This is a genomic window from Streptomyces sp. NPDC111606 (assembly GCF_055656945.1).
This window is the reverse complement of record NZ_JBVKBY010000004.1, coordinates 84,975-102,799: the sequence shown is the minus strand read 5'-3', so window position 1 is coordinate 102,799 and position 17,825 is coordinate 84,975. Positions and strand designations below refer to the sequence as shown.

Genomic DNA, 17,825 nt, shown 5'->3' with positions numbered 1-17,825 from the left:
GGGGCGGCCCCGGTCGATGCCCTGACCTCTGAAAGGGTGTCGGCCGGTGGCCGCGACGCATTGGTCCTTCCGTGCCATTGGCAGGCTGCTGGACCTGGAGAAACGGCACATCCGCGAACGCGCCGGCAGCGCGTACATCCATGTCAACCTGCTTGCCGTAGTCCCTCGCGCCCGCCACGCCGCGCCACGCCGCGGACAAGCCGCATCCTCCGCCGGGATTCAATAGGCTTACATGGTCAGCAGGTCAACGTGCATTCGGGAACGCCGAGCCACCGCCACGGACGCCGTCATGCCGGTCACCGGCCGCGGTCAGGACCCGCGGCAGACCATCGGTGACCGTGTACACGGTGGTGTCCAGCGGTGGAGAAGCGGATGACGGAGCTCAGCGAAGGCCACGACGATCCGTTCGGCCTGCATCTCGCCGCCTTGGCGGTGCTCGACGACCGGGGGGTCGTCGTCGGATGGAACCGGCGGGCTCAGGAACTGCTCGGCCATCCGGACACAGCCGTGATCGGTCGCCCGGCACTCGAGGTTCTGGTCGATCCCCGTGATCTACCGGCTGCCACCGAGGCCGCGGTGACCTGCAGAAGTGCCGGCGGCTGGTTCGGCGTCCTCACCTTGCGGCACCGCGACGGGCGGCTCGTGGGGCTGGGGCTCAGGGCCCAGGAGCTGTCACGCGATGGCCGGGACCGTGAGTGGTTTCTTGCGGGGGCACCCGCGGTTGACGTCCTGGAATGGCAAGGGGACCGCGCGGTTCTCGACGGGTTGTACCGCCAGTGCCCGATCGGTCTGGTCATCCACGGCCCCGACCTGAGGATTCTCCGGGTCAACCGGGCCATCGAACGCTTCACCGGCGTCCCGGCAGACGACTTTCGGGGGCTGCCCACCGGGCGGATGCTCCTCCCTGACGACGCACGCAAGGCTGTGGACCGGGTGCGCCAGGTGATGGAGACCGGAAGACCCCTGGTCTACTCCGAGCAGTTCGTTCGCCTGGAGCGGGATCCGGCACGAGAGCGGGTCGCGTTGGTCTCGTCCTTTCGGATGGAGGAGCCCTCCGGTCGTATCCTGGGTGTGGCCGAGTTGATCGAGGACATCACCGAACGTCATCGGGCACAGCGTCGGCTCGCGCTCCTCGACCAGGTCGGCAGTCGTATCGGAACCACTCTCGACGTGGCCGAGACCGCCCGGGAACTCGCCGAGGTGATGGTGCCTCACCTCGCCGACCATGCGTCGGTGGACCTGCTTGAGCCGGTGACTCGCGGTGAGGAACCGACGCGCGCCCTGGCAGGGCCTCTGGTGCGACTGGGGGCCTGCAGCGTCGGTGCCCAGCAGCCCGGCCCGCCCCACCCTCACGGCGAGCCCGTGGAGTTCGGGCCCGACACACCTCAGGCCGGATGCCTGGCCGAGGGACGACCTGTCCTGGAGCCGGTTCTCCCGCCCGACTGGTTCTCGGCGGTGGGCCATCAGGGGGCCCATGCTCCCGATCCGGGCACCCACTCCTTGATCGTGGTGCCTCTTGCCGCGCGTGGCCTGGTGCTCGGCGTCATGACCCTGTGGCGTTCGCGCCGCCCCGATGCCTTCGAGGCGGACGATCTCACCCTTGCTCAGGAACTCGCCTCGCGCGCCGCCGTCGCCATCGACAACGCCCGGCGCTTCACGCAGCATCAGCAGACCGCGTTCGCGTTGCAGAGCAGCCTTCTGCCCCGGGCGATTCCGGATCAGTCGGCTTTCGAGGTGGCCCTGCGGTACCTGCCGGCCAGCGCGGGCCCAGGCCTTGGCGGCGACTGGTTCGACGTCATTCCCCTGTCCGGGGCCCGGGTCGCCCTCGTCGTCGGCGACGTGGTGGGGCGCGGCATCCATGCTGCCGCCACCATGGGCCGGCTGCGCACCGCGGTCCATACGCTCGCCAGCCTCGACCTGGAACCGGACGAGGTCCTCTCCCGCCTCGACGACCTGGTCAACCTGGTGGCGGCCGAACAGGAAGCAGTCGGCGAACGGCCCGTGGGTGAGCAGGTCGTCGGAGCCACGTGTCTGTACGCCGTGTACGACCCGGTCTCCGGACGCTGCTCCGTGGCCCGCGCCGGTCATCCACCGCCGGTGGTGACCGCTCCGGACGGGCAGGTGGCTCTGCTCGACCTGCCCGCCGGCCCACCGCTCGGCCTGGGCGGCCTGCCGTTCGAGGCCCGGGACATCGAACTGGCCGAGGGAAGTCTGCTGTGCCTGTACACCAACGGAATCATCGGTGAACGCCACATCGATGCCGACGTCGGCCTGACGAAGCTGTGTGCAGCGCTCACCCGCCCTGCCGACACGCTGGAACGGACATGCCAAGCAGTGGTCGACGCGCTGGTCCCCTCGCTCCCCAGTGACGACGTCGTATTGCTGATCGCTCGCACCCGCATGCTGCCGCCGGAGAATGTCGCCTCCTGGCATCTACCCCCGGAGCCTGCCAGTGCCGCTCGGGCCAGGGCATTGACCTCGGCCAAACTGACCGAATGGGGTCTGGAGCACCTGGCGTTCACCACCGAGTTGATCGCCAGCGAACTGGTCACCAACGTCTACCGCTACGCCGACGGTCCCGCGACACTACGGCTGATCCGTGAACGGAGCCTGGTGTGCGAGGTCAGCGACACCAGCCACACCTCACCACACCTGCGCCGCGCCCGTACGACCGACGAGGGCGGGCGCGGGCTGTTCCTGGTGGCCCAGATGACCGAACGGTGGGGCACCCGCTACACCCGCGAAGGCAAAACCGTGTGGACCGAACAACCACTGACCGGCACGCCGGCCTGACCCTTCACCACCGCTCGGATCCGGGCGGGTGCGGTGCCCCGGACACGGTTTCCCTCATCGACGTGTGATTCATCACAGCAAGTTATGTTGTGCACAATTTAATTGCTGGCTAGGTTTTGGGAATCAACGGCATCGTCACAGGGAGGCAGCACCATGGATCCCGTCCGCTATGAGGATTACCGCCCCGCCGAACGCCCGTCCTATCAAGCGGAGTTGGACGCAGTCGTCGCACAGGTGGCGCAGCGCACCGGTGCCTCGGTCGAGCGCGAGACCGTCGGCCGCGCCGTCCGCACCGCTCACGGAAAGACGTACGGCCTCCTCAAGGCCACCGTCACGGTCGGTGACAACCAGGGCTCCCACGGGCAGGGCGTCTTCGCCCGGCCCACCGTGTACGACGCCGTCGTCCGCTACTCCAACGGTCTGGGCCACCAGCGTCCCGACCACCAGCTGGGCGCGGCGTGCGGGATGGGCATCAAGCTGTTCGGGGTCCCCGGCCGGTCACTCCTGACCGATGAACCGGACACCGGTACCTTCGACCTCAACCTGATCAACAATGACGTCTTCTTCGCGAACACCGCCTACGACTACATGGTCATCGAGGAGCTGTTCGCGGAACTGCCCGAAGGCCTGGCGAACCCCGCCCGCCGCAAGACCTGGATGGCGGAGTTCCTGACCCGCCGGGGCACGCTCACCGATCCCGACGGCTGGCTGTGGGACGAACTGTTCGCCATGCTCTCGTTCACCACCGTCCCGCGCAGGAACCTGCTGTCGTACACCTACAACAGCATGGGGGCCTTCCGGTACGGCGACCACATCGCCAAGATCCGCACCGTGCCGCTGGCCGAGTCCCTGGCCGCCCTCACGCACCAGATCGTGGACGTGCGCGCGGACAACGAGGCGTTCCGCCGCACGCTGGTTGCCGAGGCCGCGGAGCGCGACCATTCCTTCGAGCTCCAGGTGCAGCTCAACACCGATCTGACGCGCATGCCGGTGGACAACACCTCCGTGAAGTGGCCCGAAGAGTTGTCCCCCTGGGTGACCGTCGCCCGTGTGGACCTCCCGCGTCAGGACATCGGCGGGGAGGACAACGTGGCGGCCGCCGACGCCACGTCGATCACACCGTGGCGCTCCCGAGAGGAGCACCGGCCCATCGGCGAGATCCAGCGGGTGCGGCAGGAGGTGTACCGGCGCTCGTCCATCGAGCGGCACCGCATCAATGGACAACAGCGGCGTGAACCGGTCAGCAGCGCGCAACTGCTCGGCTGAGCCGGCTGGCGGGCCCTACCCCTGCTCGGGAACCGCCATCTCGCCCAGCAGCGACCAGTCGTCCTGCGGAATGTTCGCGTTCACGATGCGGGGTGTCTCGGTCAGATGGGGCGGCAGCGTCTGCTGCGCGGCCCTGAAGTGCGCCGACTGCACGTGAGCCGCCCCGGCTTCGTCATCGCGGAAGGCCTCGACCAGGACGTACTCAGTGGGGTCCGTCACGCTTCGCGACCAGTCGAACCAGAGGCAGCCGGGCTCCCGGCGCGTGGCTTCGGTGAAGTCGGCGGTGATGTCCGGCCACCGATCGGCATGCTCGGGACGGACTCGGAACTTGGCGGTGATGAAGATCATCAGCCTTCGTGTCTCCTCGGACGTATGTCGTCTCGGTTGCGGTCCGGCAGGAGATGTCTCAGGCCGGCGCGCGTGCGGATGCGTGGCGACAGGATCGTACGACGTCAGCCGCGCATGGGCAGTTCACCCGCGCCAGGGAAGTGCCTGAAGCAGCACAACGTTGGGCTGCCCCCGCGGTCGGTGATCAGATCACCGGGATCTTCACGAAGCGCGTCGCCGTCGCGAACTCCGTCTCGATGCGGGCTGCCGCGGCACGGAGTTGGGGGAGGAGTTCGGCGATGCACTCTTCCGGGGTGCGGCGGCTGTTGTGCATCGCCACGTTGACGGCCGCCACCACCTTCCGGTCGCGGTCGTGCACCGGGACGGCGATCGAGCGCAGTCCTTCGTCCAGTTCGCCTTCGTTCAGCGCGTAACCCTGCTCGGCCACCTGGTCCAGCAACTCCTCCAGCCGCCCGCGATCGGTGATCGTACGGCCCGTCAGTCGCTCCAACGGGCCGACGCGGTCCAGGACATCCCGGCGCTCGGCAGGCGGCAGTCCGGCGAGGAGCACGCGTCCCATCGAGGTGGCGTAGGAGGGAAACCGGGTGCCCACGGTGATGTTGACACTCATGACGCGGTACGCGGGGACGCGAGCGGTGTACCGGATGTCGCTTCCCTCCAGCACCGCCATGGAGGCGGAATCCTGTACCCGGGCTGCCAGGGCGCCGATGTGGGGCTCGGTGAGCTGGGCGAGCGAGGTCCGGGACATCGGTGGGAAACCGAGTTCCAGGACACGCGGGGCGAGTCGGTACCGGCGGTCCTCGGCGACAACGTACCCGAGGTGTTCCAGCGTGATCAGTACGCGCCGGGCCGTGGCCCGGGGCAAACCCGTCGCCTCGGCCACGCCGGTGGTCGACAGGGACTCGTGGCCCGAGCCGAAGGCCGTGATCGCAGCGAGGCCGCGGGCCAGCGACTCGACGAACTCGCGCCCGATGACCTGCTTCGACGTACCGGTCCAGGTCGCCGTCCCGACCGGCGGTTCCGACGTGGGGACGGGGATGCGGCGCAGGGCCTCCTCCATCCGCGCCACCGTTCGCCGGAGCCCGGGCAGGGCGGCGTCACGCAGAGAGGCCATGGTGTGCCGACTGGTGTGGCTGACCACGCTGACGCCGCAGACCCGGCGCCCACGCGGGTCGCGTACGGCGATGCCGAGGGCGAGCAGACCCCCGGCGATCCGCTGGTCGTCCTCGGCCCAGCCATGCCGCGCGGCCTCGGCGCAGACGTCCGGGGAGAAGAGTGCCCGCGGATCGCCCCCGGGAGGTTGGGCCGGGAATCCGTGGATCGTCGGCAGGGCCGGTTCCTCGTACCACTCGGCCCAGGTGTCGGGGGACCAGTCGGCTGCCATCAGCGCCCCGGGCGCGGCCCGTTCCACCGGCAGCAGGTCTCCGATGCCGAAGCTGAAGATTCTCGCCCGGCGGTGTTTGACCTGGTGGATCATCCGCAGGCCGGTGCCGTCCGGAACGGTCAGTGACACCGACTCGTCGAGCTGGTCGGCGAGTTCGCGCACGTGCGGGCCGAGGACCTCGGGGATGCGTACGGCGTCGAGATAGGCGTTGCCCAGTTCCATCACGCCGGGCAGGACCGTCACGTCACGGCCGTCGAGCCGTACGTACCCCATGTGGGCCAGCGTTGCCGCGATCCGGTCCACTGTGGACCGGGCCAACCCGGTGGAGTACGAGAGGTCGCGAAGGCTCAGCGTGCCGCCTGCCTCGGTCAGCGTCCGCAGCACGACGACCCCGCGGACCAGCGGGGTGATGGCCTCGGCCGGTGCCACCGGGGCGGAGGGTGAGCTGATGAGGCTGGTCATGGGCGCTCCGTGGGTCGATGGCGGATGGGGACGGGGCTGACGGCGGGTCGGGGCTGATGGCAGCGACCCTAACGGCCCGGCCAACGGGTGGGCCGGGCCGGGCTGATGAGCCTCCGAGTCCCTCGGCGGGTGTGCCGCAGGACCCCGGGTTCGTCCGCCGGCGGTGGCCGCACCGGCCCGGGGCCGTGCGGCACCGGGTCAGTCCGCGGAACCCGCCAGTGCCGGTTCGCGGTTGGCTGCCGTGTCCGGCCTGCCCCGCCGAGCCAGCGGGACCAGCGAGATCGCGACCGCGGCGAGCACGGCGGCCACGGCGAAGGTGGTGAAGCCGAGCTCCGCGTTGCCACCCGCGATCACCATGCCGCCGAGCCAGGGGCCGACGACGGCGCCGGTGCGGCCCACTCCGGTGACCCAGCCGAGACCGGTGGCACGCTCACCCGGCGCGTACAACCGTGCCGTGGAGGCGTAGACCATCACCTGCGCGCTGAAGAGCCACACACCGGTGATGAAGACGACCACGTAGGCAACGCTCAGCGGCAGTTGGGCGCGCAGCAGGAACGCACCCGCTGCGGTGAGGAGGAACCAGATCGCCGAGACCTTGACCGGTCCGAAGCGGTCCGCCGTACGGCCCGCGATCAGCATCCCGACGATACCGCCGGCGTTGATCACCATGAGGAACGTGATGGAGGAGGAGAGCGAGTAGCCGGAGGCACGCATCAGTTCGGGCAGCCAGGTGGAGACGCCGTAGACCAGCAGCAGGCCGGCGAAGGACGCGATCCACAGCAGCGGCGTCGCAAGGCGGGTGCCGGGGGCGAAGAGGGCGCCGATCGCGGCCATCCGTCCCTTGGCTCCGGCAAGAGGCACCTCGGCGGCACCCGGTCGCTCCAGTCCGTACCGGTCGGCGACGGCGTACGCCTGCTCCGAGCGGCCCTTCGCGAAGAGCACACCAGGGGACTCGGGCAGCCACTTCATCACCAGCGGCAGTGCGATGACGGCGGGGAGCGCGCCCGCCCAGAAGACCCAGCGCCAACCGTGGTCAGGGGCAACGACCAGGCCGATGCCCGTGGCGGCCATGCCGCCCGCGTGGTACGAGGTCATCATCACGCCGGTGGCCAGCGCCGCCCGCCCCGGCGGAGCGAACTCCGCCACGAGGGCCAGCCCGATGGGCATCAGGCCGCCCAGCCCCAGACCCGATATGAAGCGACCTGCGCCGAACACCGTGGCGTCGGGCGCGACCGCGCACAGTGCCGATCCCAGGGAGAACAGCAGGATGCTGCCCGTGACCAGGGGCTTGCGGCCCAGCCAGTCGGTGAGCGTGCCGGTCGCGAGAGCGCCGATCAGCATGCCGAAGGTGGTCCAACTGCCCACCGTGCCCGCCGTCGAGGGGGAGAAGCCGAGGTCCGGGTCATCGAGGAGGTGCGGCATGACCGCGCCGTAGATATTGACGTCCATGCCGTCGAAGAAGACGGCGAGCCAGCACAGCGCGATGACCGGGGCCACGGCTTTGAACGAGCGGGTCGGCGGGGACGCGGGAGGTGCCACTGGTTGCTCACTTTCTGTCACATCTTCGTGATGAGCGAGGCGGGGGCGTGTCTCGGCTCAGGTGCGGGCGGACCGCTGCGGCCTGCGGCTCGGTGGGGCCGGAGAAGGGCTCACCGTCGCGGCTGTGTGCGACGAGTTGCCCGCCTGGTGAAATTTGGTTCAGTTTTGGTGCGGAGGAGTCTGCGGTTGGCTCGGGGGCCTGTCAACCGTTCCGGGGTGCAGCCGACTGGATGTGCAGGATGCGGTGAGCTTCAGGCAGAGGGAGCCGAGAGCGGAGGCCGCACCGAGTTGCGATTTGCGCGTGCGACGGCTGTGAGTGGCTCAGCGGGAGGAGACGCAGTGGGAGGGGTGCAGTGAGGAGGCGCAGAGGGAAGGGGCGCAGTGAGGGGAGAAAGAGACCGTGGGCATGAGTTCATCGCGCCCGACGCGGGTTTCACAGCCCACCCGTCACTCATGGTGCCGTCGCGGCGAGCCCGCGGGACCGTCCGCCTACGGGCGGCCCGATCCCGTAAGCAAACACCCTGAGCCGCCCTCGCCATGGCTGAGCGGTGCCACGCCCTGGCAGATCTGCAGTCGCCCGCCACCAATCTTCTACGGGCACTCGGAGGCGCGGTACTTGCTCCCGCTGACGTACTCCACTCGCACGGCCTCGTCCTGCTCCCTCAGCACGTACAGCGTGCCGTCCCAGGGTGCCCAGTACCTCGGTACGAGGAACAGCCGGTCGCCGGAGACATGGAACAGCCGCAGTCCCGCGTACCGGTAGCGATAGGGGCTGCCCTTCTCGTCGACGACGGCGACACAACTGCCGCCCCCGCGGATCAGCAGGTCCTGCTCGCTGAACACCACGACTGCGGGAAAGCCGTCGGCCACGGTGGCGGCTGTCTTCTCGGCCCGGCCCCGGCCGACTATCCCGGCGTACGCGTACACCGCCCAGAACAGCGCGACCACGGCCACCAGCAGGGCGGGCGCCCAGATACGCGCGGTTCGTGGCAGGGCGGCGGCTCCTTCCGGTTCCGGGCGGGTGCGCGCGTATGCACTGAGCAGCACGCCCGCCAGTATCGCCAGCGGGAGAACCAGCCCCAGCACGCCCGGCGCGACGTAGGACAGGGGCACGAGGAGCAGGGCCGGCAGCCACGCGTGCCGCAGCCTTCGCAGCACCCGCGCGGCTCGCGCCGGCTCACGCTGCACCCGCTGATGGAACGCCGTCGACGCCGTCGCGACGGCGGCAGCCACGAGGACGGGGAGGTAGAGCGCGTCCACGCTGCGTAGCAGATAGTCGGCCGTGGAGAACCGGAAGAGCGTGTCCCGCAGTCCGAGCGCTTGCGTTTCGGCGTCGGTGCTCGCCCAGCCGAAGTAGAACAGGACGGCGGTGAAGAGGGAGAGGAACGAGCCGACGGTGCCGAGGAGTTCCAGCCAGTTCCGGGGCTCAGGCGTGGGTGGCGGGGCCGGTGGGGGAGTGGTCGGCGGGCTGGGGGGCGCCGGTGTGGGCGTGGGGTCCGGCTCGGGCGCCGGTGTGGGCGTCGGTTCAGGCGTGCCAGGCGAGCGGCGGAGTCGGGTGCGCGCTCGGTTCAGTACCGTACGCAGGCGGCGCGTCGGGGTGGAGGCGGTCACGGGCTCGCCGACGCGGAACCGGTGGCGCCGCCGGGCGTGCCGGGGTCCATGACGGTGAAGGCGGCCTCCTTGATCGCGTCGGTCGTGTTGTAGTGGACGCGCACGTCCACCGCCTGCCCGTACTTGCCCCCGAGGGCCGGGACGACGGCGGCCAACACCAACTGATCGCCCGATTCCGACAGATGGTTCGGCGGTCCCTCCAGCCGCACGCCGCCGATGTGCACGCTCCCGTCCCGCAGCAGCTCCGAGTGGTCGAAGTAGGTGCCGCGGACCTCGATCCAGATCGTGTCGCCGGGCGTGGCCTCGCCATCGCCGCCCACGTCCACGGAGCTGATCACGTACTCGCAGGCCTGCGTGCCGCCCGGGGCGCCGGCGAGCTCGACGGTGGCCGAGGGGTAGAGCCGGTGGAAGTCCAGCAGCCCGGCCAGCACGCGATGGGCCGCGCGACTCTTGCAGGTGTTGACCCGGTTCGCGACAGCGGAGTAGTCCTGCGCGGCCTGTCGCCAGCTACCACCCCGCCCCTCGATGGCCAGACAGGCGTTGGCCAGCCCGCGCAGCACCTGCCAATCAGTGTCGAGTTCTTGCCGCGAGATGCTGTCGAGGGCCTCCTTGCACCTCGCAGGCGTGCGCAGGACGTCGTAGACGCTCTCCGGGTCAGGCGCGTTCTCGGTGTTGGGCGAGTGCGGGCCGGGCGGGAGCCAGCCGGGACCTTCGATGTGTCCGCCGCCACCGCCGTTGTCCCCGCCCTCGTCGTCCCGGCCGCCACCGCCGTTGTCCCCGTCGCCGTTGCTGCCGCCCACGTCGTTCCCACCTGCGTCCTTCCCACCGACGCTGCCCGGACCTCCCGACGTGCCGGACCCGTTGGTCCCCCCTGAACCGCTCGATCCGCCGGTCCCGGTCCCGGTCCCACCGGATCCGCTACCGCTGGAATCCGTCGGCCGCCAGGTGGGCGTACTCTCCCCCGAACCACCGGTCGCACTACTCTGATCGCCGGACGTACCACCGCGACCGCCGTTCGAGCCTCCACCCGACGAGCTCGTGGCACCGCCGGCCCCGGACGAATCGCCATCCGAACCGCCCGCACAGGCTGTCGCCGTCCCCACCACCAGAGCTCCCGCGAGGAACAGCCCACCGATGCGGACCCCGAGTAATGCCGTCATAGCGCGCCCCCGATGTCATCGCTCCCGGGGATGCCCGGCCAGCGGCCGTGGGCCGTGCCCAGGCGGCTCACTCATCATGGGACCGCCTGACTCTGTCAGGTATCGACTTCGCCCAAGCCGTGACAGCAGCCGCCAACCGGTGTTCATGAGGCGATGTCCTGCAGCACCCTTCAACCTCAGCCGTCGCAGAACTCCGCTTCCAGCACCGCGTGCTCCAAGGCCTCTTCCCCCCAGTCACCGTTCCTGTTCACCGTGAGCACGTGCTCACCGTCGCGGGTCGCAGCCGCCCGGGACAGGGAGCCGGGGACCTGGCCGCCGTGGCCCCAGACGGTCACTCCGCAGGACAGCCTGTCGGAGCGGATGCCGAGACCGTACGTGGCGGTGGCTATCGCTGTCTCGCCCGTGCTCGGTCGCCCGGGTGGTTCCTCCTCGCCATCGATGGGGACGCCCGTCAGCATCTCCTCCATCTGCTCGGCGGGAAGCAGTTCTCCTCGCAACAGCGCTCCGAAGAACCGGTTGAGGTCGGAGGTCGTCGAGATGATCTGGCCCGCCGCTCCGGCCACCGACGGGTTGAATTCGGTGACGTCGTGGATGGCCGCGTCCGGGTCGTCCTCGTAGAGCTTGGAATAGTGGCGGGCGTGCGGGCCGGGTACACGCGCCGACGTGCCGGGCACAGTGGTGGCGCGGAGTTTCAGCGGCTTGATGATCTGCTGCTGGACCTGGGAGGCGTAACTGTTTCCAGTCGCCTGCTCGATGACCATGCCGGCCAGGATGTAATTGGTGTCGGAGTACTCCCAGCCCTCGCCCGGAGGGAACACGGGGGCGTGGGAGAGGCCGATCCCCACGAGCTCTTCGGGGGTGACCCCGTCGTACCGGTGGGTGAGGAACGGCTTACCGGTGAACTTGGCGAGAAAGCCGGCGTCGCGGTTGTAGTTGAAGATGCCGCTGGTGTGGTTGAGAAGGTGGCGGACCGTGATGGTCCGGCCGTCGTTGCCGTTGCCTCGGACCACCCCCGGCAGCCAGTGCTCGACGCTGTCGTCGAGCGAGAGGGCCCCCTCGGCGTCGAGCCGCAGCAGCACCGTGGCAGTGAAGGTCTTGGTGAGACTGCCGACCCGGAACCGGTCGACCGGCCGGCGCGGCTCTCCCGTTTCGACGTCCGCCTCACCCGACTCCCCGAATCACCGCCCCCGGGCATCGGTGACCTGGGCGAGCGCGCCGGGTGTCCCCGCCGCCGTGATCGCGTCCAGCGCCGCCTGTGTTGGGGCATGTGCCTTACGGGCACCGGATGGTCGGTCGGCGGAACCCGGCCCGGCCACGGCAGGGCTGCCGGCGCCGGCCACGAGTGCCCCCGCCAGCACGAGTACGGCCAATCGACGCCGCGCGGAGCGGCGATCCGGACCGCGTTCGGGACCGTACCCTTCCGAGCCGGGCCCTTCAGGGACGCTCCTTTTCGACAACTTCGATAACCACGTGCTGTCTGCCACTCGTGTTCCCCCTGTCCGTCAACGCTCGGCGCTTTTGAACGCGGCAGGCCATGCCGTCGCACGCCCCGCCTTCCCTGCTCACCAGTCAACCCGCGCCGCACAGCACCGGGCATCGGGGATCACACCCACCGACCTCAGGGCCTGCCCTGAGTCTCCCCGGAGATGGACGCGGCGACCGGGCTGTCACTCCTTGTTGCGCAGCGGACTGACAACCAGCCCCCGCTGGGGCAACCCAAGGAAAGTGTCGGCGAGTTCGGCTGCCTGCCGCCGTGCCTCGTCAGAGGTCGATGCACCAGCCAGGAACCTCTGGCCGTGGCCGTCGTCCCGCGACGTCAGACGCCACACCACCGGCATCGGGTACTGCCCGTCCTGGTCTCTTTGGCCAGCAGAACCGCTGTGAGCAGCAGTACGACCAGCCCCAAGCCGATGGCACCGGCCGCATACAAGGCGGCACTCCACCCCCGTCTCCCCATCCGCTCATGGTGGCAGCCGATAACGACCCGAGGGGAGTACTCGGGTCCCGTTCCACCGGCATCGAGTTGGAGGTGGAGAGCGAGCGAAGTGGCCGGGCCATGCACCGAATGCCCGGTCGAGCCGACGGCTGCGACCGGGCATCTCGCCGGTGCGGCCTCAGTCGGCGGCCGCCCCCTGGAAGCGGCCGACCCAGTAGGCGGTGCGATCCAGGTACGCCGTCTGTGCCGCCTCTCCCGTCTGCCCGTATGCGCCGCTGTACGTCTGGTAGCCGTGGCCGGCCGGCGGGGTGGAGTCGGCCGGCTCGATGGAGCTCCCTTCGTGCCACTCGTTGAAGGAGGTGACCGACACCCAGGTCGGCGACCCGCCGATCGCCGGATCCAGGGCGTTGGACCACTGCCGGTCATAGGCCGCGCCATCGGCGCGCGCCACGGTGGGGGTTGCGTTGCCCGGCACCGCCCGGTCGTCGATGTAGCCCGGCGCGACGGACGGGGCCCAGATCATGCCTTGGGCGCGGGCGTAGTCGCCGGCCTGCTTCCAACCGGGAGCCGTGGCGCCCGCGATGCCGTCGTAGGTGTACATACCGGAGAAGTGCGCGATCTTGGTGGTGTCCGTGGTCTGGGCGAGGACGATGCTCGTGTCGGTGACCTGGTCCAGTGCCGTCCAGTCGGTGATGTCGAGGCTCTGGAAGACGTAGAACGCGCCCTTTCCTCCGTGGTCCGCCGAGCGGTGGAAGGCGGGGTGGCTGCCGTACGTGCTGTTGATGTACTCGATGTCGGCGGCCGTCGACGCCCCGGTGCGGCCCGAGTACGGCTCCAGGTGCCAGGCCACCTGGATGCCCTGCTCCTGGGCCGCGTCGAGTACGCCGCGCGCGAGCCGGTCCTCGTAGCTGCCCCGGCCCCACCAGCTGAGGACTATCACGCCGGCGCCCGACCGGGCGACCCACTTCATGTGCTGGTCGACTGCGCCGTCGAAGTCACCGGAGTCGTACGGGCCGAGTGCCGGGTAGAGGTCGGCGCCGACGCCGTCGGGTGGGGTGTGCCCACCCTGCTGCCAGTGCCGCCAGCCGCCGTTCACCGCCGGGCTCCCGTACCAGGGGTAGTAGAACAGGTGGACGTCGTGGGACAGGGTCCCGGCGGTGGGTTCGGCGCCGAGGATGAAGGTGTCGATGTCGAACAGGGCTCCGCCGCCTCCGGTGAAGCGCAGGAAGACCGGGCCGGACGCGGAACCGGCCAGGTTCGTGGTGACGGTCGTGAAGGTTTCCCAGCCTCCCGTGACCGGTACCGTGACCGAACCGAGCAGGGTGCCGCCGGCAGAGCCGGACCGGATCTCGATGGTGCCGCCCGTGCCCGCCGAGGACACCTTCGCCGTGAAGGTCTTCGCCCCCGCGGTGGTGACGTGGGAGTAGCCCGCCCAGTCCCCGTTCTCGATGTAGCCGAGCGTCTGTCCGCCGCTGGCCGGGGCGTGCGCGGCCACCTGCACACCGGAGCCGGAGCTGTACGACTCGGCCTCGATCGGTCCGTTGCCGGCCGGCGCCGAGCAGTTGGCCGTCGCCTGCCCGGCGGCGTACCGCACCCCGCCCAGCAACAGTGAACGGAAGGCGGGGTCGGCGTAGGACTCGATGGTGTGGCCGAGCCCGGTGTAGAAGGATCGGCCCGTGCCCTGGCTGTGGCACCAGGTGATGGGGTGGTCGGCGCCCATCGAGCCGCCGCTGTAGGTGCTTTCGTCCAGTGTCTGGAGGACGCGCACGTTGGGGCGGGGGTTGGCGCGGTAGTTGTACCACTCGTCGGTGCGGGTCCAGGTCGCGCCCAGGTGGGCGGTGGCCGGGTGGGTCCGGTCCTCGTTGCGGATCGTGGCCTGCTGGATCGCCGGGTGGCTCTGGAACCGGGCGCCGACGAGCTGTCCGTAGTAGGGCCAGTCGTACTCGGTGTCGGCCGCCGCGTGCACGCCGACGTAGCCGCCGCCGGAGTCGACGTAGGACTGCAAGGCGTTCTGCTGCGCGGAGTTGAGGACATCGCCGGTCGTATTGAGGAACACCACGGCCTCGTAGCTCGCGAGATTCAACGCGGTGAACGCCCCGGCGTCCTCGGTGGCCGTGACGGTGAAGTCGTTCTGCCCGCCGAGCGTGCGCAGGGCCTCGATGCCGGCCGGGATCGCGTCGTGCCGGAAGCCGGCCGTCTTGGAGAACACCAGGACCTCGAAGGCGGCCGCGTGCGCGGTGCCGGCCGGGGTGATCAGGGCGCCGAGCAGGCCCAGCGCGAGGGCCGCGGTGCCGCGGCGCAGCCGCCGCATCAGGATGGTCATGGTCATCGCCCCTTTCGCGCCGCGGAGGCGGACGAGTTGAGCGTGAAGGTGTCGACGTCGAACAGGGACCCGGAGCCGCCGGTGAAGGTGAGGAACAGCGGGCCCGATCCAGCGCCGTTGAGTGTGGTGCCGACGGTGGTGAAGGTGTCCCAGCTGCCGGTGACCGGCACGGTCACGGAGCCCAGCAGCGGACCGGTCTGCGAGCCGGAGCGGAACTGGAGGGTGCCGCCGGCCCCGGCCGAGGAGACGCGGGCGGAGACGGAGGCCGCGCCGGCGGTGGACACGGAGGCGTACCCGGCCCAGTCGCCGTTGTCGATGTACCCCAGCGTCAGACCACCGCTGGCCGGACCGTGCGCGGCCGACTGCACACCGGAGGCCGAACTGTACGACTCCGCCTCCCACGGCGTCGTCGTGGTGGTACCGGAGCCGAGGGTGAAGGCGTCGACGTCGAACAGATTGCCCTGCCCGGTGGGACCGCGGAACACCAGGAACAGCTCGGTGGTGCCGGCGGGCGCGCCGGACAGGTTGGCGGTCACGTCGGTGAAGGTGTCCCAACCGCCGGTCACCGGCACGGACGCGGTGCCGAGCAGCGTTCCGGTGGCGGAACCGGCACGCACCTGCAGAGTGCCGCCCGCGCCGCCGGATGCCACCCGGGCGGTGAACTTCGTGGCGCCTGCGAGGACGTACGGCTTGAACGAGATCCAGTCGCCGTCATCGGTGAAGCCGACCGTCCTGCCGCCCTCGGCCGTGGCGTGATTGGCGATCTGGATGCCGGACTGGGCGCCGAAGTGCTCGCCCTGCCGATGACGCGGTTGCAGGGTGCGCACGGAGTGCGTGGTCAGGCCGCCGGCGTCGGTGTACTCGGCGTCGAAGACACCGTACAGATTGGCGGCGCTGTCGTGTTCGCCGTCCGCGGGCACGGTGAGGTTGCCCTCGCAACCGTTGGTGGAGGTGATGGCGTGGGTGTGGCTGTCATGGCCGAGAAGATAGGTGACCTTCACCTTGGAGCAGTCGACGGAGCCGTCCTCGGGGTCGCTGACCTGCACCTTGAACGGCACGGTGTCGCCGAAGGCGAACGGCTGCCCGTCCAGGGGCTGTTGCAGCGTCACGGTCGGCGCGGTGTTGCCCGCGGTGACCACCAGACTCGCGGTGCCGGTCAGGCCCTCCGGGTCACGGACGGTGAGCGTGGGCCGATAGGTGCCCGCGCCGGTGTACGTGTGGCTGGGGTTGGCCTGCGTGGACGTGGTGCCGTCGCCGAAGTTCCAGGAGTACGTCAGCGTCCCGCCCTCGGGGTCGGAGCTGCCCTGGGAGGAGAACCGCACGGTCAGCGGCAGGGCGCCGGAGGTGCGGTCGGCGGACGCCCGGGCGACCGGGTTGCGGTTGCTGCCCGCGATGTACTCGATGCGGTACAGGGCCGAGTTGTTGCTGCCGGTGCCGTAGTCCAGGACGTACAGCGCGCCGTCGGGGCCGAAGTCGGTGTCCATCACCTGGGTGCCGTTCCAGGGGACGTCTTCGATCGTGCCGTAGGACCCGTCGCTCTTGACCTCGATGGCCTTGATCCACTGACGCCCGTACTCGGCGGCGAAATAGCGGCCGTCGAGGGACTGCGGGAACTTCACGGTGGAGGTCGAGTTGGGGTCGTAGCGGTAGACCTCGCCGCCCATCGGGGACTCCGAGCCGCCGCCGAACTCGGGCGGTGAGCCGTCCAGGCCGTACTTGATCCAGCTCGGCCTGGCAGGGGGCAGCTGGGCCTGCCCGGTGTTGCGGAAGGAGTTGTTGGCGGGCCCGCCCGCGCAGTTGTACTTGGCGGCGGAGGGGCCGCTCGGGAAGGTGTACTCGTTGTACGTCTCGCCGGTGGTGTTGGTGCCGGTGCAGTACGGCCAGCCGTAGTTGCCGGGCGAGGTGATGCGGTTGAACTCGACCTGGCCGCCCGGTCCCCGGTTGGGGTCGGTGCCGCCGGCGTCGGGGCCGTAGTCGCCGAGGTAGACGGTGCCGGTGGGACGGTCGACGGACATCCGGAACGGGTTGCGGAAGCCCATGGCGTAGATCTCGGGTCTGGTGCCGGTGGTGCCCGGTGCGAAGAGGTTGCCCGAGGGGATGGTGAACCCGCCGGCTGCGGTCGGCTTGATCCTCAGCACCTTGCCCCGCAGGTCGTTGGTGTTGCCGGAGCTGCGCTGGGCGTCGAACTGGGGGTTGCGGTTGGTGCGTTCGTCGATCGGCGCGTACCCGGACGAGTCGAACGGGTTGGTGTCGTCGCCGGTCGTCAGATAGAGGTTCCCGGCTGCGTCGAAGTCGATGTCGCCGCCGACGTGACAGCACTGGCCGCGGTCGTTGGGCACTTCCAGGACGACCTTCTCACTGGCCATGTCCAGGGTGCCGTCGGTGCGCAGCGTGAACCGCGACAGGTTGAGGTGGCCCTTCCAGGGCTCGAAGTCGGCGGCCGTACCGGTCGTGGGGGCATCGCCCGCCGGGGTGTTCAGCTTGGGGGAGTAGTAGACATACACGTACCGGTTGGAGGCGAAGGCAGGATCGGCGGCGATCCCTTGCAGCCCCTCCTCGTCGTGCGTGTAGACGTCCAGCTTCCCGGCCTGCTTCGTGTTGCCCGCGGCGTCCGTGAGGCGGATCGTGCCGTCGCGGGCGGTGTGCAGGGCCGACCGGTCGGGCAGTACGGCCAGCGACATGGGTTCGCCCATCTCGGCGGCGCCGGTGGCGAGTTGAACCTGTTGGTAGTCGCCGGGCGGAAGATCCGCCGGGGCGGCGGAGGCGGTGCTGGCCGTGGGAGCCGCCGTGGCGACGCCGGCCAGGAGGAGCGCGAGCGCGGTGAGCGTTCTCAGCCCCGCGCGAGGGCGCCAAAGCATGGGGGGTTGTCCTTCCTGACGGTGAGAGATGTCAGGCAAGGCGCGCGCCGGCCGCGCTTGCCGCATGGTGGTGCGGGGCACGACTACGGACCTGTCGGACCACCGCGTGTGAGCGCTGTACGCGAATTGCGCTGTAGGCAAAGGG

9 protein-coding genes and 1 pseudogene are annotated in these 17,825 nt (G+C 70.0%); 2 read left to right on the top strand and 8 right to left on the bottom strand.

The annotated features are described in order from the left end of the window. Window positions 1–372 precede the first annotated feature (372 nt). On the top strand, window positions 373–2,793 hold the full coding sequence (locus tag ACZ7M7_RS15835; RefSeq protein WP_472116858.1) for a SpoIIE family protein phosphatase: 2,421 nt from the start codon (window positions 373–375) through the stop codon (window positions 2,791–2,793). 153 nt (window positions 2,794–2,946) lie between these two features. Then, entirely contained in the window at window positions 2,947–4,059 is a 1,113-nt protein-coding gene (locus ACZ7M7_RS15830; RefSeq protein WP_472116856.1) for a catalase family protein, read from the top strand. A 15-nt stretch (window positions 4,060–4,074) separates the two neighbouring features. Here ACZ7M7_RS15830 and ACZ7M7_RS15825 read toward each other — a convergent pair whose 3' ends face one another. The 8 genes and pseudogenes from ACZ7M7_RS15825 to ACZ7M7_RS15790 all read right to left on the bottom strand — a co-directional run bounded on the left by ACZ7M7_RS15825 (window position 4,075) and on the right by ACZ7M7_RS15790 (window position 17,680). After that, window positions 4,075–4,407, bottom strand: coding sequence for a putative quinol monooxygenase (locus ACZ7M7_RS15825; protein ID WP_383612085.1), 333 nt, complete (start codon window positions 4,405–4,407; stop codon window positions 4,075–4,077). 184 nt (window positions 4,408–4,591) lie between these two features. Next, window positions 4,592–6,253, bottom strand: coding sequence for an IclR family transcriptional regulator domain-containing protein (locus tag ACZ7M7_RS15820; RefSeq protein ID WP_472116853.1), 1,662 nt, complete (start codon window positions 6,251–6,253; stop codon window positions 4,592–4,594). A 198-nt stretch (window positions 6,254–6,451) separates the two neighbouring features. Then, window positions 6,452–7,792, bottom strand: a complete 1,341-nt coding sequence (locus ACZ7M7_RS15815) for an MFS transporter (protein ID WP_470945594.1) — start codon at window positions 7,790–7,792, stop codon at window positions 6,452–6,454. 591 nt (window positions 7,793–8,383) lie between these two features. Continuing rightward, window positions 8,384–9,403, bottom strand: coding sequence for a hypothetical protein (locus tag ACZ7M7_RS15810; protein ID WP_472116850.1), 1,020 nt, complete (start codon window positions 9,401–9,403; stop codon window positions 8,384–8,386). After that, window positions 9,400–10,203, bottom strand: a complete 804-nt coding sequence (locus tag ACZ7M7_RS15805) for a hypothetical protein (protein ID WP_472116848.1) — start codon at window positions 10,201–10,203, stop codon at window positions 9,400–9,402. Before ACZ7M7_RS15805 ends, ACZ7M7_RS15810 begins: the two co-directional genes overlap by 4 nt. Window positions 10,204–10,739: 536 nt before the next feature. Beyond that, window positions 10,740–11,933: pseudogene (locus tag ACZ7M7_RS15800) on the bottom strand (serine hydrolase domain-containing protein). 744 nt (window positions 11,934–12,677) lie between these two features. After that, window positions 12,678–14,828, bottom strand: a complete 2,151-nt coding sequence (locus ACZ7M7_RS15795; protein ID WP_472116845.1) for a glycoside hydrolase family 99 protein — start codon at window positions 14,826–14,828, stop codon at window positions 12,678–12,680. Further along, a complete protein-coding gene (locus tag ACZ7M7_RS15790) occupies window positions 14,825–17,680 on the bottom strand; it encodes a carbohydrate-binding protein (protein WP_472116842.1) in 2,856 nt (951 codons plus the stop codon). The genes ACZ7M7_RS15795 and ACZ7M7_RS15790 overlap by 4 nt, the downstream gene beginning before the upstream one ends. Window positions 17,681–17,825: the final 145 nt, after the last annotated feature.